24 protein-coding genes are annotated in these 18,726 nt (G+C 41.2%); 13 read left to right on the forward strand and 11 right to left on the reverse strand.

Annotated features, from left to right (window positions below):
* Positions 1–566 precede the first annotated feature (566 nt).
* The 4 genes from ACQ4LT_RS00005 to ACQ4LT_RS00020 all read right to left on the reverse strand — a co-directional run bounded on the left by ACQ4LT_RS00005 (position 567) and on the right by ACQ4LT_RS00020 (position 4,527).
* A complete protein-coding gene (locus ACQ4LT_RS00005) occupies positions 567–1,136 on the reverse strand; it encodes a helix-turn-helix domain-containing protein (protein ID WP_445663942.1) in 570 nt (189 codons plus the stop codon).
* A gap of 194 nt (positions 1,137–1,330) precedes the next feature.
* Entirely contained in the window at positions 1,331–1,690 is a 360-nt protein-coding gene (locus tag ACQ4LT_RS00010; RefSeq protein WP_445663943.1) for a hypothetical protein, read from the reverse strand.
* Positions 1,690–2,043, reverse strand: coding sequence for a cupin domain-containing protein (locus ACQ4LT_RS00015; RefSeq protein WP_445663944.1), 354 nt, complete (start codon positions 2,041–2,043; stop codon positions 1,690–1,692). Before ACQ4LT_RS00015 ends, ACQ4LT_RS00010 begins: the two co-directional genes overlap by 1 nt.
* A gap of 474 nt (positions 2,044–2,517) precedes the next feature.
* Positions 2,518–4,527, reverse strand: a complete 2,010-nt coding sequence (locus tag ACQ4LT_RS00020) for a cation:proton antiporter domain-containing protein (protein ID WP_445663945.1) — start codon at positions 4,525–4,527, stop codon at positions 2,518–2,520.
* Positions 4,528–4,913: 386 nt separating this feature from the next.
* Here ACQ4LT_RS00020 and ACQ4LT_RS00025 point away from each other — a divergent pair, with 386 nt between their 5' ends.
* The 7 genes from ACQ4LT_RS00025 (at position 4,914) to ACQ4LT_RS00055 (ending at position 8,559) form a co-directional block, all read left to right on the forward strand.
* Positions 4,914–5,567 carry an RNA polymerase sigma factor gene (locus tag ACQ4LT_RS00025; protein WP_445663946.1) on the forward strand — a complete coding sequence of 218 codons (654 nt, stop codon included), beginning with the start codon at positions 4,914–4,916 and terminating at the stop codon, positions 5,565–5,567.
* Positions 5,568–5,627: 60 nt separating this feature from the next.
* A complete protein-coding gene (locus tag ACQ4LT_RS00030) occupies positions 5,628–5,873 on the forward strand; it encodes a hypothetical protein (protein ID WP_445663947.1) in 246 nt (81 codons plus the stop codon).
* 494 nt (positions 5,874–6,367) lie between these two features.
* A complete protein-coding gene (locus ACQ4LT_RS00035; protein ID WP_445663948.1) occupies positions 6,368–6,523 on the forward strand; it encodes a hypothetical protein in 156 nt (51 codons plus the stop codon).
* Between the two features lie 30 nt (positions 6,524–6,553).
* Complete coding sequence (locus ACQ4LT_RS00040; protein ID WP_445663949.1) at positions 6,554–6,724, forward strand: hypothetical protein; 171 nt, start codon at positions 6,554–6,556, stop codon at positions 6,722–6,724.
* Entirely contained in the window at positions 6,717–7,127 is a 411-nt protein-coding gene (locus ACQ4LT_RS00045; protein ID WP_445663950.1) for a peroxidase-related enzyme, read from the forward strand. Before ACQ4LT_RS00040 ends, ACQ4LT_RS00045 begins: the two co-directional genes overlap by 8 nt.
* Positions 7,128–7,303: 176 nt before the next feature.
* Positions 7,304–7,765, forward strand: a complete 462-nt coding sequence (locus ACQ4LT_RS00050; RefSeq protein WP_445663951.1) for a DUF302 domain-containing protein — start codon at positions 7,304–7,306, stop codon at positions 7,763–7,765.
* Positions 7,766–7,803: 38 nt separating this feature from the next.
* The gene (locus tag ACQ4LT_RS00055; protein WP_445663952.1) at positions 7,804–8,559 is read left to right on the forward strand and encodes a flavodoxin family protein; all 756 of its coding nucleotides are present in this window, start codon (positions 7,804–7,806) and stop codon (positions 8,557–8,559) included.
* Between the two features lie 244 nt (positions 8,560–8,803).
* On the opposite strand, the gene ACQ4LT_RS00060 is transcribed toward ACQ4LT_RS00055, so the two are convergent.
* Together ACQ4LT_RS00060 and ACQ4LT_RS00065 are read right to left on the reverse strand one after the other, a co-directional pair.
* Positions 8,804–8,971, reverse strand: a complete 168-nt coding sequence (locus ACQ4LT_RS00060) for a hypothetical protein (protein ID WP_445664552.1) — start codon at positions 8,969–8,971, stop codon at positions 8,804–8,806.
* Positions 8,931–9,026: a hypothetical protein gene (locus ACQ4LT_RS00065; protein ID WP_445663953.1), complete on the reverse strand. Its 96-nt coding sequence runs from the start codon at positions 9,024–9,026 to the stop codon at positions 8,931–8,933. Before ACQ4LT_RS00065 ends, ACQ4LT_RS00060 begins: the two co-directional genes overlap by 41 nt.
* 368 nt (positions 9,027–9,394) lie before the next feature.
* On the opposite strand from ACQ4LT_RS00065, the gene ACQ4LT_RS00070 reads away from it, so the two are divergent.
* The 3 genes from ACQ4LT_RS00070 to ACQ4LT_RS00080 all read left to right on the forward strand — a co-directional run bounded on the left by ACQ4LT_RS00070 (position 9,395) and on the right by ACQ4LT_RS00080 (position 11,822).
* Positions 9,395–9,751, forward strand: a complete 357-nt coding sequence (locus tag ACQ4LT_RS00070) for a DsrE family protein (protein ID WP_445663954.1) — start codon at positions 9,395–9,397, stop codon at positions 9,749–9,751.
* Positions 9,752–9,865: 114 nt separating this feature from the next.
* Positions 9,866–10,897, forward strand: a complete 1,032-nt coding sequence (locus ACQ4LT_RS00075) for a sodium:calcium antiporter (protein ID WP_445663955.1) — start codon at positions 9,866–9,868, stop codon at positions 10,895–10,897.
* Between the two features lie 130 nt (positions 10,898–11,027).
* Entirely contained in the window at positions 11,028–11,822 is a 795-nt protein-coding gene (locus tag ACQ4LT_RS00080; RefSeq protein ID WP_445663956.1) for a hypothetical protein, read from the forward strand.
* Between the two features lie 17 nt (positions 11,823–11,839).
* Here the strand turns inward: ACQ4LT_RS00080 and ACQ4LT_RS00085 are convergent, their stop codons facing one another.
* The 5 genes from ACQ4LT_RS00085 to ACQ4LT_RS00105 form a co-directional block, all read right to left on the reverse strand.
* Complete coding sequence (locus ACQ4LT_RS00085; protein WP_445663957.1) at positions 11,840–12,559, reverse strand: MliC family protein; 720 nt, start codon at positions 12,557–12,559, stop codon at positions 11,840–11,842.
* A 78-nt stretch (positions 12,560–12,637) separates the two neighbouring features.
* The gene (locus ACQ4LT_RS00090; protein ID WP_445663958.1) at positions 12,638–13,051 is read right to left on the reverse strand and encodes a DoxX family protein; all 414 of its coding nucleotides are present in this window, start codon (positions 13,049–13,051) and stop codon (positions 12,638–12,640) included.
* A gap of 60 nt (positions 13,052–13,111) precedes the next feature.
* A complete protein-coding gene (locus ACQ4LT_RS00095) occupies positions 13,112–13,405 on the reverse strand; it encodes a TraR/DksA family transcriptional regulator (RefSeq protein WP_445664540.1) in 294 nt (97 codons plus the stop codon).
* 244 nt (positions 13,406–13,649) lie between these two features.
* Positions 13,650–14,411 carry an MFS transporter gene (locus tag ACQ4LT_RS00100; RefSeq protein WP_445664541.1) on the reverse strand — a complete coding sequence of 254 codons (762 nt, stop codon included), beginning with the start codon at positions 14,409–14,411 and terminating at the stop codon, positions 13,650–13,652.
* A gap of 328 nt (positions 14,412–14,739) precedes the next feature.
* Positions 14,740–16,119: a serine hydrolase domain-containing protein gene (locus ACQ4LT_RS00105; RefSeq protein WP_445663959.1), complete on the reverse strand. Its 1,380-nt coding sequence runs from the start codon at positions 16,117–16,119 to the stop codon at positions 14,740–14,742.
* A 157-nt stretch (positions 16,120–16,276) separates the two neighbouring features.
* Here ACQ4LT_RS00105 and ACQ4LT_RS00110 point away from each other — a divergent pair, with 157 nt between their 5' ends.
* The 3 genes from ACQ4LT_RS00110 (at position 16,277) to ACQ4LT_RS00120 (ending at position 18,688) form a co-directional block, all read left to right on the forward strand.
* Positions 16,277–17,047 (forward strand): hypothetical protein, encoded by a 771-nt coding sequence (locus tag ACQ4LT_RS00110; protein ID WP_445663960.1) that lies wholly within the window; start codon positions 16,277–16,279, stop codon positions 17,045–17,047.
* Between the two features lie 77 nt (positions 17,048–17,124).
* A complete protein-coding gene (locus ACQ4LT_RS00115) occupies positions 17,125–17,427 on the forward strand; it encodes a hypothetical protein (protein WP_445663961.1) in 303 nt (100 codons plus the stop codon).
* A 79-nt stretch (positions 17,428–17,506) separates the two neighbouring features.
* Entirely contained in the window at positions 17,507–18,688 is a 1,182-nt protein-coding gene (locus ACQ4LT_RS00120) for a DUF3095 domain-containing protein (protein WP_445663962.1), read from the forward strand.
* The last annotated feature ends 38 nt before the right edge of the window (positions 18,689–18,726 follow it).

An 18,726-nucleotide genomic window follows, 5' to 3' on the forward strand; every position in this document is an offset into this window, starting at 1 on the left:
CTGATCACTTGATTGTTGTTCCGGGCCACTGCATCCGGTGATGAGAAGAAAAGAAAACAAGACGATTCCTAACTTTAGTTTGATCATCATACTCCTGCCCGAAGTTTCATTGTAGAGTGTATTGTTTATATTACATTATCTGCTTGTTATCCCAATTCCTTTTAACAAAGCTAAGATAGATGTTACTCGCATAATTTTAACCCTGTAAATCAGAATTGAAACTTGATACATGCATAAAATACACTACTTTCAGACGGTTTGCGTTACATTATAACCAGAAATACCTTACATAATTCCCAGATTTCGATACATATATAAATAAGCAGATTGCGTAGTGAACATCGAGTATTTCTGCTTATTCCCGGTTTTTAAGACCCTTTATTTTATCAGCAGTATCAGTAAATACCGATCTAAAAAAGTTTGTTAAGGAAGTATATTTTATAGGAAGTGCGGTTGGCTTTCTAAGCTATATAATCTATGCTTGTAAACTGTGGGAATGTGGGTGATAAGGAAAGCCAGCTTTTTATTTTTAATCCAATATTAACTGACTTTCTGATGCTTATACCTTACGCATTTTGTAAAATACTCATGCGTTCGTTCTTTATTTTCTTAAAATAGGTGGGAGATAACCCGGTATTCTTTTTGAACTGGGCAATTAAGTACTGTTTGTTTTTGTATCGAAGTCTTTCGGCTATTTCTTCCAGGGACAGGTCCTCATACAGTAGAAGCTCTTTAACCCGCTCAACTTTTTGAAGTACGATAAATTGCATGATCGACACTCCCTTTACATCCGAAAATACTTTTAATATCGATTCACTTTTCGATCCCAGTTTTTTACCTATAATATCGTCAAAACTCAGGTTTGGCAATTTATCGGAATAATGAACTACTTCGGTGACGGTGTTTATAATGCGATCAATAAGCATACTTTCATTTTCGTCAAGCAGTTCCAAGCCTGAGTTTAGCAAGTTCTTATTTAGCTCCTCAAGTTGTGTCTCTGTAATTTCTTCACGAAACTCTATGGCACCATGGGGAGAAATCGAGTATGTGAGATTTGCTTTTTCAAGCTCATCTTTTAGTATCATTTTACACCTCAAACTCACCATGTATTTTACATATCTTTTTGTAAATGCCATAAACAACGATTGATGGTGACTTTTTAAAATTCTTTTGCCATTACAATATAAAAAAAATAAAATAGGAAGACAGGCACGCTACCACTCGTAACCTGTCTTCCCATGTGGTGTACTGACAAGGCAAAGTGCTCTCCATCTCTGCCTTCGCCTACCTCTATGTACATTTATATCTTGCTTATGGAATTAAAATCGTGCTATCCTTCCCATCCGAGTGTCGTAAGACGCTGTTCTATTCCTTCTAACGTCAGGGGATTGCCGGTTGTGTAATCGACCAGGGTTGTAGCCTTCAAATCTTCATTACTTAAATTGCGCGCTTTTATTTTGCAATAAGCACTAAAAAGTACATTCATTTCAAGGATCTCTTTCTCATTCAGATAATGTTTCTTGCCTTTTTCCAAAAGCAAACTAATCGATTTGTCCTTGACCACCAGTTGGTGGAAATCATTAATTAATTCGTCGTAATTCATCATGATGTTCCGACCTTTTGCAGGATCAATTTGCTTGATGGCTGCAAGTGTTTGTTCCACATTTTCCAGTCTGTACTTCAAATCCATCAGCTTACCTCCTCATATCCGCTTTTAATTATCGTCGATATCATTTTAAACCGATCGTTCGCTTTAAATGAATTGGAGGCGTGGGCCGGGATAATAATAGACTGTCCGGTTTCCAGGAGTTTTGATTTTCCATCGATTATAACCTCTGCCTTCCCGTCAATGATCTGGATGAACTTGTCAAAAGGGGATGTTTTCTCCTCCAGTTTCTCACCGGCGTCAAAAGAGACAGCATTAATATCCCCAGTCGCCTTATTTATAATCGTTTTGATCACCACCGAATCAGGGACGTATTCGATGATTTCGACAACGATCATTGCCTTTGATTTTTCAAGTTCTAATTGTTCTTCTTCCATTTGATTACGATCATTTTTAATGATTGCCACATTGTTGAAAAGTTCGGATCATTGATTGCCAATCTTGATACACTTCTCTTTTCGATCAATATTACGTAACAAAGCTTATGAAATTTTTGAGAAGGTGCGTTACATATTTAGAGGAAAAATCTTACATAAATTACAGGTCTACAAATTTCGCTTACTTGTTAATAGCTCAATATTGAAAAGTGAAAGAATCACGAATAAGCTGGTATATTATAATTCATTTAAGGGGGGGGGGGGATTAGAGCTTAGCATTTACAAGTAACAGCTGCGGATATTTTAAAAATATGTAATTCTTAAACCGGAGAATTATCCACCACTTTCGAGGAATAATAGGTATTACGAATCCTCGACTTTTTCTATTTCTCTTTTCTGATCATCAATATCAGTATAGACCCAGTAGTTATCTGCCTTTCATGATATAGTCACATAGGGAGGTAAATTGCTTTATTACTGTCCCAACGGCGTCCGGAACAACTCTGCACACTCCGCAAAACGATCTGCCAAACCTACCATCACCAGCCGATCGCCCGGTTGCAATTCAAAATCACCGGCAGGACTCCCGATCGTCTGATCCTCTCTTTTAACAGCCAGCACTGTTAAGTTATACTTATTACGCAGTTGCAATTCCTGAAGGGTTTTATCAGCTACCGGTGCTCCCTCGCGGACAACAACAGCCCGAGTATGCAACCCCTCATCATCAAGTCCCTGGAGCACCATCAAATGGGCCTCCTGAAGGCTACCCCTCATAATTTCATAATCGTGCGCCCGTAGCGTTTGGATGTGATCTTCGATCTCATCCTGTGGTACCATATAAGCCCCAAGTACCTTTGAGAAGATACGTACCGTTGTCTCCATCTCCTCGGGAATAACATTGTCGGCACCTAACCTTTCAAGCTGATCAACATCTGACAGATACCGGGTCCGCACGACAATCTGTAGCGTTGGATTATGATGCCGGGCTATTCGTATAATTCGCGGACTTGCAGAAGGATCGTTGGTAGCAATAACCACCATTTTTGACTTGTCGATACCTGCCTTTTCGAGGATATGAAAACGACCCGCATCTCCATAGATAGCAGGAATATCATTTGCCCTCATCTCTTCAACAGAATCAGGATTCATTTCGATAACTACATAAGGAATGCCTGTTTCATGCAGTACCTGCTCCAAATGACGGCCAGCCGGTCCGTACCCAACAATTATCACGTGATCTTCCAAGCTCTGCTTGTAGTCCGTTTGTTCTCCATTTGAGTCTTCTCCCAACTTGCTTAGTGGTGTGCGGCTAAGCAATTCTCCTAATCGAGGACCTGCATTTAGCAGGAAGGGGGTACCAATCATCAGCAAGACCGAGACAGCAATAAATATTTGTGATCCCAGCTCCCCCATTCCGGCAGGTGTTATTCCCGCTGCGCGTCCGGCACGCTCAAGCACAAAAGAAAATTCCCCGATTTGTGCCAGTGCCAACCCCGAAGCAGCTGCAATTCGTACGGGATAACCAAGTGTAAGCAATCCGGCTGAGGTAATAATCAGCTTTAATAAGATCACAAGAACGGCGATTCCGAGCAGTAAGAGCGGATATTCTATCACATAACTAAGATCCAGCAACATGCCTACAGATACAAAAAAGACCGCATTGAAGATAGTTCGAAGGGGCAGAATTTCACTTAATGCCTGCTCACTAAATTCGCTTTCACTCACTACCAATCCCGCCAAAAATGCCCCAAGTGCCAGGCTCACATTTGCCATACTGCTAAGCGCAACCGTCCCAAAACAGACTGCTACCACCGTCAATAAAAAAAGCTCTGGATTCTTAGTTTTTGCCACTTTTTCCAAGATCCATGGAACGATACGTCGCGCCAAAACAAGCACAGCAAGAATCAGGAGTACAGCCTTCCCAAGTATCCAGAATACATCAAATACAGACTCTGACTGCCCGGCCAGGAGCGGCACAAGCAAAACCATTAGAACAATAGACAGATCCTGAAAAATTAATACTGCCAGTGAAAGCTGACCGGTGGGCGTATCAGTTTCTTTGCGCTGGGCAAACAATCCCAGCACAATCGCCGTACTGCTCAATGCCACCAAAAATCCCGTATATATTGCGGTATTCAATGATACTCCAAATGCCATTGACAAACCCACCACTACCAGCGTGGTGACGATCACCTGGAAACCACCGCCTATTACGATGGCTTTTCGTATGCGATTTAATTTTTCAAGACTAAATTCTATACCAATCGTAAACAGCAATAGGATCACCCCTATCTCAGCAAGGATATCTACAAGTTCTTGATCCGGAACCAACGCTAAGGCATTGGGACCAATAATCACACCGGCAATTAGAAATCCTACAATAGGTACCAGGTTAAGCCGATAGCATAAATAGGCAATCCCGACACTTACCAAGAAGAGTGCAACAAGCTCGTTTAGAAACGGAAGTTCAACAGCTAAAACCATAAAGCAAAATTATGACAAAATATTAATGGTCTAATCCATGTTCAAAACCAAGACAAAATTGCAGGTAAAATAACAACCTTCTTAGTCCCTATTTGTTAGATATGCCTTAATATACCATTACAAAAAACGCTAAAAAATAACAATTCCCACCAATTTCACCTATCAAATGAGGGAAGAATGCAATTAACTATAATTCACCTATTACAAGATAGGAGATCGTAATTTTATTAATATGCTTGCACATACAACTATATATAACTGAACGAAAACGCTATTAATTCAATATTTCTACTTTTCATAACCTATATACTTTCGAATTTTTTTCGTGTTGAATACAATCACAACTATCCTTATCTAAATGCTCAAAAAAACTATACGTATGCACCATGCTCAATTGGTTTAAGAGACGTCGTAAGAGTAACAAGTCTTATGACACAAATGAAGAGTGGGTTAAAGCCCTGAAACCTCCCGTAGACGAACAGGCCGTGGAATTACTGCGGGAAAAATTGATCGACGGACTTAAACCGGCATTGCATAAATACGTTGATCGCGAATTAGACCAGTTTGTTAAGGATGTAGCCCAAGATGCCCTTCTAAAAGTATTGGATAATATCGATTCCTTTCGCGGGGAAAGTAAGCTGCTTACTTGGGCTATGAAAATTGCTGTACGCGAAGGACTAACCGAACTTCGACTGAAACGCTACGACAATATTTCTATCGAAGATCTGAAACCCAATGATAATAGCCGCGAAGTATTTTCTCTAACCGTTGCCAGTGACGAAACCAGTCCCGATCGATCACTGCACGAATCACAGCTGGTTGATAAAGTAATGCAAATCATTAATGAAGAGCTTACCGATAAGCAAAAAAAGGCCATAAATACACTGATGATTCAGGGATTGCCCATGTCTGCAGTTGTTAAACTTATGGATACCAACCGCAATGCGTTGTATAAACTTGTTCATGATGCACGACTAAAAATCAAAACCAAATTAGAACTTGAGGGTATTGATCCCGATAAAATACTTGATAAACTGTAAGATCTATTCGCCTAAAAACATCAGTGATGGTAAGTAACAAAAGACATCAATAATTTTAACATGGAACTAACGCCCGACATATTAAAAAGTTTGATTAAATCAGCCCAGATGGCTACCGAGGATGAAATCGGCTGCAATGAGTGCTTTGAAGAGCTTCATGAGTTTGCCGAGATGAAACTGGCTGGGAAATCACCCGAAGATGCTAAACCACTGGTCAAAGATCATCTTGATAAATGCAGAAGCTGTCGTGAAGAATACCAGGCTTTGCTTGAAGGTTTACGAAGTATTGAGAATGGACAACAATAATCTATCCAATATCTAACAAACCCTTTTAACAATCAGCTTAGACTTTCATAATTCTTGGTCAACCATCGACTACCCAAATAGCCCAACACCCATCCATATATAAGGTGCAAAAGTAACGTTAACAGGATATATAATATACTACTATCCAAATAAAGTGGGAGATCGACAGCCAAATTTTGAGCATAGCCAAAACCAAAATCCCCCAATAAGCGGACTATAGACAACCATAATACAACAGAGAGGATGAGCGCCTTTGCAATAGAAAAATCATCCTCGAACGTATAAACCAGACATAAGCCAAAAAATACCGTAACAAAAATGCAAAAGAATAGCATATCTCGACTGTTCAACTCCCACATATGACGGGAGCACATCAATTGGAGCCATTCCTGTGATATTTATTCCCAAATAGATAAACAGAAACATCACCAAACTGGCAAAAAACCAGTTAAAGCAATATTGAATATTCGTTTTAATCTATATTTCATTTGATTATGGAAGATCAGGATAGTAACCGATTGAGTATCATCGGAACGCAGTCGAAGGGCCTATCGGCTCACCGAGAGAACGACTTATCCCTGCCGTTGTCAATTATAGCTAAGCTTTCGCGTAGTTTTATTTCTTTAGAAATTCGGGCTGTTTTTAGATAATACAATTTATCATATCACAAAATTTATACTATGGCATTTATTGATATCATTGAACCGGAAGAGGCCGATGGGAAACTCAAAGAAATTTATAAAGAGTTAGAACAAAAACGGGGAAAGCTGGCGCAGATCCATAAAATTCAGAGTCTGAATCCAGAGACGATAACCACGCATATGGACCTTTTACATGTCTATTATGTTTAGCAAGTCGCCATTAAGCAGAGCACAGCGCGAGATGATGGCGGTAGTCGCTTCTGCTGCCAGTGATTGTGAATACTGTCAGCTGCATCACGGTGAAGCCCTTAACCGCTATTGGAAAGATCGCAAACGCATTGAGCAACTGCGATCAAACTACAACAAGCTTGATCTTAATAATGTAGATAAACGACTTTGTCAGCTGGCTCGGGAACTAACATTGAATCCCAATAGTATAGATGAAGACAAATATATTATCCCGCTTAAAAATACGGGATTGTCTGATCGAGCTATTTTAGATGCAGTACTGGTAATCAGCTATTTTAACTTTGTGAATCGGTTGGTTCAGGGATTAGGTGTTGAAGCTGATGAACAGGAAGTGCAGGGATATAAATATCAATTCCGTATATAAGAGATTCAATCTCCCTAAATCCTTCTTCTCCCGCCGAATTCTCGGGACAGGTAAGAGGGGGCTTGAACATCTTATCTTGTTTGTTGAATTTAAAATTCCTCCCTAGAAAAGAGCTCAGGAGGATTGACACCAAGACGTAACTTTTAAAACAATGCTAATTTAGGTCAATACCTGATATGCAAAAAGCAATTATAACAACGGTCGTATTTATTTTGGGAATAATTACAACCCCCGCTGTTGCTCAAGAGGGCATGGAGATTGTACAAAGCAAGTACTCAGTAGAAGAAACCACGGATCGACTTCAAAAGGTTTTGAAAGATAATGGCCTTACAATTTTTGAGAAAGTAAATCATCAGGAAGGGGCTTCATCGGTAAGTATGGAAATGCCGCCAACCACCGTTCTCATATTTGGCAATCCCAAGCTTGGCACTCCGCTCATGCAATGCGCACCGACGGTAGCTATCGATCTGCCGCAAAAAGTACTAATCTGGAATGATCAGAATGGACAGGTCAATGTGGGATATAATTCCCCGGACTATTTAAAGAAGCGACATAGCATTAAAGGCTGTGATCAAGAGCTCCAAAAAATTAGTGGTGCCCTTCAGAAGTTTGCGCAAACCGCAGCAGGAATTAACTAACACCCTCTAATTACTCTATAACCAAATATTAAACTATCATGGCTCTTTCGGACAAACAAAACGAACTTTGCAAAGATAACGAGACGGATTTCTCAAGTTTAAGCGCCCTGTTTTTGAACTGCACGCTTAAACCAAATCCTAAAGAGTCTCATACCGAGACGCTTATTCAAGTATCACAGTCCATTTTTGAAAAGAATGATGTATCTACCGAAATCATCCGTCCTGTGGATTACAACATTGCACCGGGTGTGTATCCGGATATGACTGAGCACAGTTTCGAAGAAGACGACTGGCCAGAAATTCAACAGAAAGTAATGGATGCCAATATCTTGATTATCGGTTCTCCCATTTGGCTGGGCGAAAAATCGTCTGTTGCTACAAAAGTGATTGAGCGACTGTATGGCTATTCCGGAGATCTTAATGACAAAGGTCAGTATGCGTACTATGGACGCGTGGGCGGTTGCCTAATTACCGGTAACGAAGACGGCATCAAGCACTGCTCGATGAGCATTCTCTATGGGTTACAACACTTGGGATATGTGATTCCGCCACAAGCTGATGCCGGATGGATTGGCGAAGCCGGTCCGGGACCAAGCTATGGTGATGAGAGCGAAGATGGACCGGTTGGCTTTGACAATGAATTTACACAGCGCAACACCACCTTTATGACATGGAACCTAATGCACATGGCCCATCTTCTTGATCAAGCAGGCGGTATTCCGGCTCACGGCAATCAACGCTCTGAATGGGAGGCGGGCTGCCGGTTTGATCATCCCAATCCAGAACATAGATAAGTTCAACCCAGCTCTTTTCTATTCTTATTTTATATTATCAAAACAAAAAAGAAAGCGGATGGCATTTCAGCCATCCGCTCGATAAGGAGAATCGATAATATATGATTACGCTGTTTCCAACGTTCGAACCTTCTTGTTTCATGCATTACCTTTAAAGGCATATAACAGAGATACGGCTATAATTAATACCTGGAATTCCATCCCTCATCCACCGTTGTAGCTTGAGATTGAACGCCAAATGCTCTCATAATATCAGGTTCTCCTCTCGTAACAGGAAAAGTAAAGCCTTTCTTTTGGATAATTTTCGCATTACTTCTTCATCATCCGTTGGATCAATGCCAATGGCCATCAGGTTAAGTCGGTCTTTGTACTCAGGATATAACTTGGAAAGTGCGGGCCAGTTTTTTTGCACAAATACGACACCACGAGGCCGTAAAATATACTACCAGTAGTTTATTCTCGTCCATAGATTTCTGCAGGCTAACGGTATCACCTTCAATAGTAGTTACTTCAAAATTGGGAGCTCTTCTTAACTCTTTACTACTTCCCTCGCTCGACGATTCCGCTTGTTCGGAAGAACAACCTACAGCAATTAAAAAACTATGACAATCGTAACTGAACCGGTTATCAGTTTATTCATAGGATAGGCACTTTCATTTTATTCATGTGTTTACCCTTCAGAGCAACTGTACATCAAGATTCTTACTAAATGAGTCAAATTATTTAGTCGGGCAAATTCACGTTCTCTCAATACTGTATTTCTATTTTAATTACGTAAGATTTTATCTCTTATAACCATCTTTAAATACCACGAATCTCAAAAAAACTCTCATTTATGAATAAAGTAGCTATCGTTGTTTTAGCCGGTACAGAATCTCACGAATCACTGGGACGGGTGGTCAATGCTCTCGAACTGGCCAAAGAACTCCAAGAACACGACGATGAGGTGAAGATCGTCTTTGACGGTGCTGGCACCGAATGGATTCCCGAGCTGGAAAATGAGGGGCATGATGTTCATGCGCTTTATAATGCCCTAAAAGAAAATATACACGGTGCGTGCAGGTTCTGCGCCAAAGCGTTCGGAGTGTTTAAAGAGATTAAGGAATCCGAGATCGATCTGTTGGATGAATATGACCAGCATCCAAGTCTGAGAAACTTTATTAGCAAGGGGTATCAGGTTATAACCTTTTAGTAGTGATACCTCCTGCAGAAGTTCCCTGATATAAAAATAATTACTTTTACTTTTTTGATAATATTAATCTTCATTTATTGCGCTTTAGAAGATTAATATATCAGGGATTTGAACATGATATTGCCATTACTATTATGGTCAGCTGTAGCAGTTATCGCCACGGGCATTTTATGGAAAGGAAGCGACTGGCTGGAGCACTCCAGTGAAGGACTTTCTACCTACTACGAACTGCCCGATATTGTACAGGGAGCATTGGTCGTAGCCATTGGTTCCAGCTTTCCAGAACTGGCTACCGTTGTGCTATCTTCTATCCTGCATGGAGAATTTGATCTGGGCGTAGCAGCCATTGTAGGATCAGCCATTTTTAATATTCTCGTTATTCCTGCTGCTGCCGGATTAGTTTCTAAAGATCCGCTGGAATCAAATCGGGACTTGGTATATAAAGAAGCTCAGTTTTACATCATATCAGTTGCAGTATTGATCATCACCTTCTCCTTTGCTGCTATTTTTAATCCCATTAGTGCAAAAGAAGGAGTTATTTTGGGAGAAATGGATAGGCTGTTAGCTCTACTGCCCCTGTTGCTCTATGGCTTCTACATCTTTATACAGTACCAAGATACAATGGATTATGAATCCGAGCGCGATTCAAGCAACATAAATCCACTAAAAGAGTGGGGGATGCTTATCGTTAGTTTGGCAGTAATTTTAATCGGGGTCGAATTGTTGGTACGTTCGGCCATCGAGTTTGGAAATATACTGGACACGCCCTCATTTCTCTGGGGAATATCCGTAGTTGCAGCCGGTACCAGTATCCCTGATGCCTTTGTGAGTATAAAAAAGGCACAAAAAGGAGATCCCATTACCTCAATGGCAAATGTGCTGGGCAGCAACATTTTTGATCTGCTTGTCTGTATTCCTCTTGGCGTACTGATAGCGGGTACTGCTGTAATCAACTTTTCTGTTGCAGCTCCTCTGATGGGCGCCCTTACATTAGCAACACTCCTTTTATTTAGCTTTTTACGTACCGATATGATTTTGGGACGATGGGAAGCAGCCGGGCTTATTTTCTGTTATCTGTTATTCCTACTTTGGATGGGACTTGAAAATTTTGGACTTATTGATTCTATACCTTCACTGCCGGCGTAAATCAACGTTCTTTACCCTGTTTTCTATCGTGGGATTAGGTCTGTATTTTATTTAAAATAGTTGAATAGTGCATTTGTATTACAAATTGTTTTAATTAGTAGTACAACTTCATAAAAAGAAGGGGGCTGTCATGAAGAAACTACTCTTATCTTTTGCATTATGTTTGGTCTTTTTTGCATCCTCATTTGGACAAACACAGGATGATCTTTATAAAAAGATTGACTATCTCCAAGTTAACCAATCACAACTCGATCGGTTCTTGAAGGTGGCTGATAGAGATCTTGCTTCGGGATTTAAATCTCTTCTTGAGAATGATGAGATACAGGGCTGGTACCTGTACAAGGTACAATATCCCGGTGGCGAGAAAAGTAATTATAATTTTGTAAGTATCACTACTACTTCATCAATAAATGATTTAGGAGATCATTTTTCCGACAGTGATGCACCCGGCTTTGTGCCTTCTTCGATAGACAAAGGAAGCACGCAACAACTTTCTAAAGTTACTACCCTTGTTAAGTCTGAAATTTGGCGGGTTGAAAATAGCGCTTATTCCGATACAGGGTCAATGCCAAGTCGATATATGACGATGGATTACATGAACGTTGCTTCCGGCAAAAGTCCTGATTATCTGATGTTGGAGGATGAAGTTGCAAAACCGATCCATTTGGAACGCATGAATCGCAACCGAATGGTTGGCTGGAAAGTTTATGCGCTTGTTTTACCAGGTGGTGTTAATTATGGCTATAACTTTGCCACGGGAAATCATTTTAATAAGCTTGAACATATTGAGTTTGGCTTTAACGAAGAAATAATCAGGCAAACAATGGGCGAAAACAGCAATGTGCCAGAACTTTTTCAAACGATCTACGAGACCCGAGACCTCATAAAAGTTGAACTCTGGGAGCTTGTTGACCACCTACAATAACGCTTGGCGAAAATAACCTATTGCAGGTATCGGCCGCACCCTCTATAGGTTTCGCCATCTACAGTTATCGTTACGGTTTGTGGAAAGTCGAAGCCGCTCATGTTATCCGTGCAGGGCGTTTCTGCAATTACCAGCTCAAGCGTTTGCTGCGCGCTTTTTGCACGATAGACTGTTCGTCTGCCCTGATGATCGGTCTCTGGCACAGGCGGCTCAACTATTAAAGTATCTGCCCCATAGTTTCCCACGTATTTAAGCTGGTCTTCTTTTTGAATCTCCAAAAACCAGCCGGGCTCTTGTCCCAATGCTCTAAAGTCGACACCCCGGAGTTTTGCTGCTGCCCACGAACGCTCTTCTGGCACAAACTGACAGGTCGTAAATGAGCCTTGCGGCTTCTGAAGAATGGCTTCGTTATCCTTGCTCCAATACAAATATGAATTGCCTTCATACCGAGCACCTGACCCTGCCTTTACGGGCATTACTTTCAGCGTTGTATCAGACAAAAAAAGCCAAGTACTGTCTTTAGTAACGTGAGCTGTAAATTGAAGGGTATCACTACAGTTATACACAAAAACCTGATCAGTATCTACGGATTCAAAATCAGGCAATTCATAGTGTTCCGCGGTACTACTTTGTTCATGTCTTTCCTGCTGAGCTTTCTGCTCACAACCCAACACTACGAGAGTCAGGCTTACAAGCAATGTCAGATAGATATGATGGTATTGACAAAAAAAATTCATTTTAAACGCATAAATATAAAAGGGAGAGCATTACAAAATACTCCCCCTCTGTAAATAAATAATACTTCTAATTTATCATTAGCTTTTGTCAACAGAATATTTACCGGGACCAAGTAAGAAAATAACAATAAAAGCTACTAAATATAATACTGGCAGTTCCATATCACCAAACCAGTCGCCACCGGGGAGATGTACAAAGAATACGGCCACTGCCATATTAATAGTTAATATTAGTGAAGCCAAGCGAGTCCAAAAACCAGCAATAATTAACAGTGAACAGATACCCTCGGCAAAAGCGGCTAAGATTAATGATGCTGTTGGCCCAATACCTATGGGATCTAAAAATTGAAATTCGCCGCCGAAAGCACTCATCAACTTCCCCCAGCCGTGGCCGTATAGCATAAAGAAGGCAACAAAAATTCGAAAAATTGCTGCCGATGTTCCGGCATCCACAAATTCACCTAACTTAGAAGAACGTAATCGATCTAACATAATACCCCTTTTTTATTATTTAGTGTTCTTTCTTATTAAACGATTTAATATTGAATTATGCTAATAAATTGAATCCCTTTTGCATATTAAATTACTTATACCAAAATAGCGTTCCCTGTGATATTTATTTAGGGGGGGGGATATAATATGCTGCGATTTCTGAGCGCACTTAACACATCGTGCCGTCCAGGGCATAAATTTTAAGCGTCCCAGCGGAATATCATCACCACACTTAATACAGGTGCCATACTTCCCCTCGTCATGTTTTTTCTGGGCACGCTCTAATTTTTGAAGCCTTCTTTTTTGTTCAAGCAGTGCTTTATCATTAATAGTCTTATTGTTTATCTCATCCATTCGCGATAATCGGCCGTAGGCGTTATCAGGTTTCACAGGCTTTGTAAGTTCTTCAAGCTGTTCGATCTCCTCTTTAGTCTCTTCAATTTTTTTCGTCCAAGATCTTTTCCATCTCCTGCTGCTCTTGCTCTGTCATACTGTTTCCTCCTTCATCGTAAAATTAAATGCTGTATAAGCCATCAAGGTGGCTATACCGATTGTAACAATAGCTATAAATATTATAGATTCCATGGCCATTCTTTTATCAATGGCCCAACCCATTAAAAATGGACACAATGCCGTACTGAGTACCATCAACGAAGAAAATAGCCGACCGCACTGTCCCAATAATATCCGTGCCATACAACTCAGCCCACAGCGCCGATTTTATATTACTTCCCATTCCCATGGTAACACCAATAAGCAACATATAGGCAAAGGCAGACCAGCTCCCGGGATGGTAATAAGCAAACACCAATCCGAACCCAAAAGGTAGCACATAGTAGGGAATAAGCGTTTTTGCACTAAAGTAATCTATCAACGGACCTATAGAGATAGAACTTACAATTCTGCTGGCTGCAAAGGCTACAAAGGCCGAAGCGATTAATGTGGCCGTCCATCCAAGCTGCTCGGCAATGGAAACCTGATATAAAAACAAACCTGTTGCCCAAAAGGGTGGCAGCAGAACCACCGGCTTAACCAGCCAAATGCAATAATCTTGTGCCAGCATTCTGTACACTTCCCAGCTGCTGTCAGTCGCTTGGGAGTCTTTCTCTGTATGTTCAACCTCTTTGTGTTCGTTCCTACTTAATACAAAACGAACAAGCGGTATAAAAAACAGGGCAATCACCAATACAATAATACCCCAGGTTAGGCGCCAGCTAAAAATACCCAGTAGTCCCGCAATAGCTAATGGTAATATTCCTTCTCCAATAGGGTATCCCAAGCTGGATATACTGAGCGCCTTGCCCCGCTGATGCACAAAATAGCGCGCCATGGCGGTCTGTGCCGTATGACCTGCCCCGATAACCTAAGTAGTACCAATCCCACAAACAATAACGCCACATGCCACGACAGGGCAACGGTTATACTTGCTACTAAAAGTCCGGCAGCCACCATCTGACTGTACATCCGAAGGGGTAAGTCGTCTATCCACTTTCCCAGATAAGGTAACAACCCGGCACTTACGAGCGTAGCTACCGAGTAAAGACTCCCAAAAGTAGCATTGGATAACGAAAAATCCTTTAAAACCTTTCAGACTCTCTAATTTATGTGAATACAAATGCCCGGCACTTTGAAAGTGCCGGGCGTTTAATTCGGCTGAAAAATTCAGAATAACATTTAAAAATAATTTTTTATTGCTCTTTCGGGGCTTTTCGCGTAAAAGGAAATGACCCTCCGCCTTGGTTCAACGTAAAGTGCTGATACTCCCCGTTTTGCAACGAGTCAAACTCCATGACTACTCCGGCCGGATCGAATCGAAATTTAGTTTTACTATTGGCGGTCAATGGAAAAGATTGCTGCCCCGTCGCTTGGGCCTTCAACGTTTTGCCATCAATAAACACTTCGATTTCCATCGGTAGCTGTTCGGTGGTATAAGTACCAACATATTTTTTCATCTGATCAGTATTAAGCGTAATAGTCTTCTCATCTAATGAAGGAATTTCAAAATCAAGCCCGAAGTAAATACTCAGCGCTCCAATCAGGATATCATTTAAGCTATATTGCAACCCATTGGTTGTAAGAGCAATGGAAACATCCTCCTGTGGGAAATAGGAGAGATGCGACTGAAATCCGTCGATACCTCCATTATGACCAAAAGCATATTTATCGTGAAAAGGCACCTTTATGAGTCCTATCCCAAACCCCTGCTCGGTTGAAGTCATTTTGTCCAGCGAATTCTGGGAGACAAGCTTTCCCTCAAAAAGTGCCCGGATAAAGGTAATCATCTCGGCGTTGGTTGATACGATCGCGCCGGCCCCGCCCGGAATACTGAGATGCGTTTCGGAAGCCAGGTTCCATTGTTCATCCAAAAACTGATACGATAGCGCTTCATTTTTAGCCGGTTCGATGTTATCACCATAATGCGTATGCTGTAGGTTTAACGGTTCTACAATTCGTTTCTTAAGCTGCTCGGCGTAACTTTCCCCGGTGATATCCTCCAAAATAAATTGCAGCAATACGTAGTTGGTATTACTGTAGCTTATTTGAGCGCCCGGATCAAATTGTGGCTCATCCTCATAGAATATCTGCAGCAGCTCCTCTTTTGATCGCGCCTCAGTCATCCAATCAAGATAATTCGGGGCATTCGTAAAGTTATACAATCCCGACTGGTGACGAAGCAGATGTTCTATGGTGATACTTTCCGACTGTGGTATTTGAGGATAAAAGTCGGCCAGCGGCGTTGAGAGTGAAAGCTTATCCTTATCAACCAGCTGCATAATCATCGTCGCCGTATAGGTTTTGGTGATTGAACCAATGCGATATTTGGTATCAGCATCGGCCCGAAGATTGTTCTCCACGTCTCTAAATCCCACCGCTTTATGATACGCTGTACTTCCGGCCGAATCGATAGTCAGCGATCCCATCATCTTATTTTTTTCGGCTAATTTCTCCAGATAGGTATCCAGCTTCTGCTTATCAAATGTTGCCGAAGCCTGTCCCAATGCCAACGACTGCATTAAAACAACAATCAGCACTCCCAAAAACACATTTTTAAATCGCAGTACTCTCATAATAATCTCATATTAATTTCATAAATAACATCCCTACTACGAACTTTGCAGTATAGAGTTTCGTCTGCAATTATCAACAATTAATACCTTGAAGTTAGCACGAAGTCTGCTAACTTAAGGGCTCGTATTCATTACAACAGCTGATTAACGGAGTATTATGTACGAGAATATTGAACCAAACAGTTGCAACCCGCCCGGCACCCATTTGGAAGAAATTTCACATGCCGACAACCCCCACCGATCCATCGAAAAAGCGATCATCATGGAGCATCGCTTTGCGTTCTTTTTTTGGATGAAATGGCGAAACCTCCTCAGAGATAAAAACCTTCTAAAACAGCCCGCACCAACGCTCGTTACCATCGACTGGCATCGCGATCTTGCTCCAGTTCCTGACGAACAGAAATCTGCGTTAGAACAGTTAGATCAAACCAATCTTTCAGATGTGGCCAACTATGTTTGGGCACAGTTCGAGCAAACCAATGATGGTCATATTTTATGCGCTGCCTGGCTTAATCTTATTGGAGATATTGTGTTGCTCCAAAATACAACTGACTACCAGCAAAGCACCGTTAAAGATATGAATGGAAATGATCACGCCATTTTTGAATTCCGTGATTTCGATCAATTCCAGGAATTTATGCTCGACCGCAACAATCAAAATATTTTCTTCGACATCGACCTCGACTACTTTGTCCACGGTAAAGGAAAGCAGCAATACTCTGAAGACTTTAACCGCTATTCCGATGAGGAAATAAAGGAAGTCGTTCACATATCAAAACCGGTTTTTCAACATATACTTCCGAATATAGATGGCGTTACCATTGCCCTGGAGCCGGGCTATTGCGGGGGTATTGTAAATTCTTGCCAGATTATGGATCAGTTTCATTCCCAGCTTTTTACTGAGAATAACAACTGGAAACATCTATAGGAACCTGATATATAGCTCAACAATTTCCAATTCCGGTGACAGTACGGTTGCATCCATGTTTTTTAGATTGCACTATCATGGATCAACGAACCGTCAAAGATATTAAACGCATATACAGAGCTGCCAAAAAGGAGATGTGCTTCCGTCCCGTATTTGAGCGAAAATTGGCAACATATATCCAGCGGCGAGCCCCGGAAAACTCCGTCAACTGGCATAAACTGCGCTATGAATTCCGAACTATTTACCGGAAATGCCGGGATGAACAACGTCCTTTAAAAAACTACCTGAAGCACATGGCTATCTTCACTCAAATTGCCGCAGAAGGAAATCACAGAAAAGTAGAAATCGATCCGCGATCACTAAAGCCCAACAACCGCTAATACAATAAGCCATTCCCAATCAAATACTTTTTGTATGTTTGATATACGCTTACCAAAGAAGTAAATCAATATAATTACTGTGGCAGACACCGCTGACTTCTATGCAAATCTTCCTGTTATCGAGAATTTTTTCGATGCCTCAAACCGGGAAAATTTTCATAGCCTTCCCGATGATTGGTATGTGGCTGTAACCGACATTGTAAATTCCACCGATGCTATTAATAAGGATCGTTATAAGTCAGTAAATATATTGGGCGCATCACCTATTGTGGGAATATTTAATATGGCCGAACGCGATACGATCCCATTTATATTTGGCGGAGACGGCGCTTCGTTTTGTTTTCCACCCAACCTGATGGATGATACCCGACGCGTATTAGGAGGAAGTAAAACTATTGGCAAATCGGAATATGATCTCGATTTACGTGCTGCTATCATCCCGATATCATACATTCGTGACCAAGGCTATAAAACACTGGTTGCCCGATACCAAGTATCCGAGTTCTATATTCAAGCTATATTTTCGGGCGGTGGTTTAAACTTCGCCGAAGAAGTATTAAAAAATCCGGATGGAAAAAAATACCAAGTCCCAGCCTTTAAAAACGCAGAATCTGTTGATTTTAGCGGGCTCGAATGCCGCTGGCAGAAAGTACGCCAGCCGAAAAATGAGGTCATTACTATGATGGTAAAAAGTAATCCGGCTATTGATGATCCTCAACAGATATATGAACAAGTATTGCAAAAAATGCGCGACACCTTCGGTTTTGATCATAAAACCAATCCCATTAACGTTCCGGGACTTTCCATGACGTTATCTTTCTCTAAACTTATGGGGGAAGCTCGAATTCGAACTCACGGACAGGGCTGGCTTAAACGTATTGGCTACATCCTAAAAGTGCAGCTGCAAACCATCATCGGTAAGATTTTAATGGCCCTAAACTACGAAACCTCGGCCACCCACTATGGACTTTATAAGTCGGATCTTGCTATGAATTCCGATCACCGTAAGTTTGACGATATGCTGCGCGTAGTAATCAGCGGAAGTAAATCCCAGCGCAAAGAGTTCCAATCTTTTTTGGATAAGCAGTTTGAAGATGGGAAACTGGCTTACGGCATGCATCTCACCGATGCTGCCATGATCACCTGCATGGTATTTCAATATCATCGCGATCATATCCATTTTGTTGATGGTAGCGGCGGTGGATATGTTTCGGCTGCCAAAGAACTTAAATCACGTTTGGCCTCCCTCAGGCAGGGTTAAACGGTCGATTTTATTTCCTTTGACATAGATGATGAACA

Source organism: Fodinibius sp. AD559 (assembly GCF_052712805.1).

Coding starts and splice junctions, on each gene's coding strand:
- ACQ4LT_RS00075 (WP_445663955.1), top strand. CDS start 9,866: ATGATATTGCCATTACTATTATGGTCAGCTGTAGCAGTTATCGCCACG.
- ACQ4LT_RS00080 (WP_445663956.1), top strand. CDS start 11,028: ATGAAGAAACTACTCTTATCTTTTGCATTATGTTTGGTCTTTTTTGCA.
- ACQ4LT_RS00005 (WP_445663942.1), bottom strand. CDS start 1,136: ATGGCATTTACAAAAAGATATGTAAAATACATGGTGAGTTTGAGGTGT.
- ACQ4LT_RS00015 (WP_445663944.1), bottom strand. CDS start 2,043: ATGGAAGAAGAACAATTAGAACTTGAAAAATCAAAGGCAATGATCGTT.
- ACQ4LT_RS00110 (WP_445663960.1), top strand. CDS start 16,277: ATGTACGAGAATATTGAACCAAACAGTTGCAACCCGCCCGGCACCCAT.
- ACQ4LT_RS00105 (WP_445663959.1), bottom strand. CDS start 16,119: ATGAGAGTACTGCGATTTAAAAATGTGTTTTTGGGAGTGCTGATTGTT.
- ACQ4LT_RS00085 (WP_445663957.1), bottom strand. CDS start 12,559: ATGAATTTTTTTTGTCAATACCATCATATCTATCTGACATTGCTTGTA.
- ACQ4LT_RS00045 (WP_445663950.1), top strand. CDS start 6,717: ATGTTTAGCAAGTCGCCATTAAGCAGAGCACAGCGCGAGATGATGGCG.
- ACQ4LT_RS00095 (WP_445664540.1), bottom strand. CDS start 13,405: ATGGATGAGATAAACAATAAGACTATTAATGATAAAGCACTGCTTGAA.
- ACQ4LT_RS00090 (WP_445663958.1), bottom strand. CDS start 13,051: ATGTTAGATCGATTACGTTCTTCTAAGTTAGGTGAATTTGTGGATGCC.
- ACQ4LT_RS00055 (WP_445663952.1), top strand. CDS start 7,804: ATGGCTCTTTCGGACAAACAAAACGAACTTTGCAAAGATAACGAGACG.
- ACQ4LT_RS00035 (WP_445663948.1), top strand. CDS start 6,368: ATGGAAGATCAGGATAGTAACCGATTGAGTATCATCGGAACGCAGTCG.
- ACQ4LT_RS00030 (WP_445663947.1), top strand. CDS start 5,628: ATGGAACTAACGCCCGACATATTAAAAAGTTTGATTAAATCAGCCCAG.
- ACQ4LT_RS00065 (WP_445663953.1), bottom strand. CDS start 9,026: ATGGACGAGAATAAACTACTGGTAGTATATTTTACGGCCTCGTGGTGT.
- ACQ4LT_RS00040 (WP_445663949.1), top strand. CDS start 6,554: ATGGCATTTATTGATATCATTGAACCGGAAGAGGCCGATGGGAAACTC.
- ACQ4LT_RS00025 (WP_445663946.1), top strand. CDS start 4,914: ATGCTCAATTGGTTTAAGAGACGTCGTAAGAGTAACAAGTCTTATGAC.
- ACQ4LT_RS00010 (WP_445663943.1), bottom strand. CDS start 1,690: ATGGATTTGAAGTACAGACTGGAAAATGTGGAACAAACACTTGCAGCC.
- ACQ4LT_RS00115 (WP_445663961.1), top strand. CDS start 17,125: ATGGATCAACGAACCGTCAAAGATATTAAACGCATATACAGAGCTGCC.
- ACQ4LT_RS00050 (WP_445663951.1), top strand. CDS start 7,304: ATGCAAAAAGCAATTATAACAACGGTCGTATTTATTTTGGGAATAATT.
- ACQ4LT_RS00020 (WP_445663945.1), bottom strand. CDS start 4,527: ATGGTTTTAGCTGTTGAACTTCCGTTTCTAAACGAGCTTGTTGCACTC.
- ACQ4LT_RS00070 (WP_445663954.1), top strand. CDS start 9,395: ATGAATAAAGTAGCTATCGTTGTTTTAGCCGGTACAGAATCTCACGAA.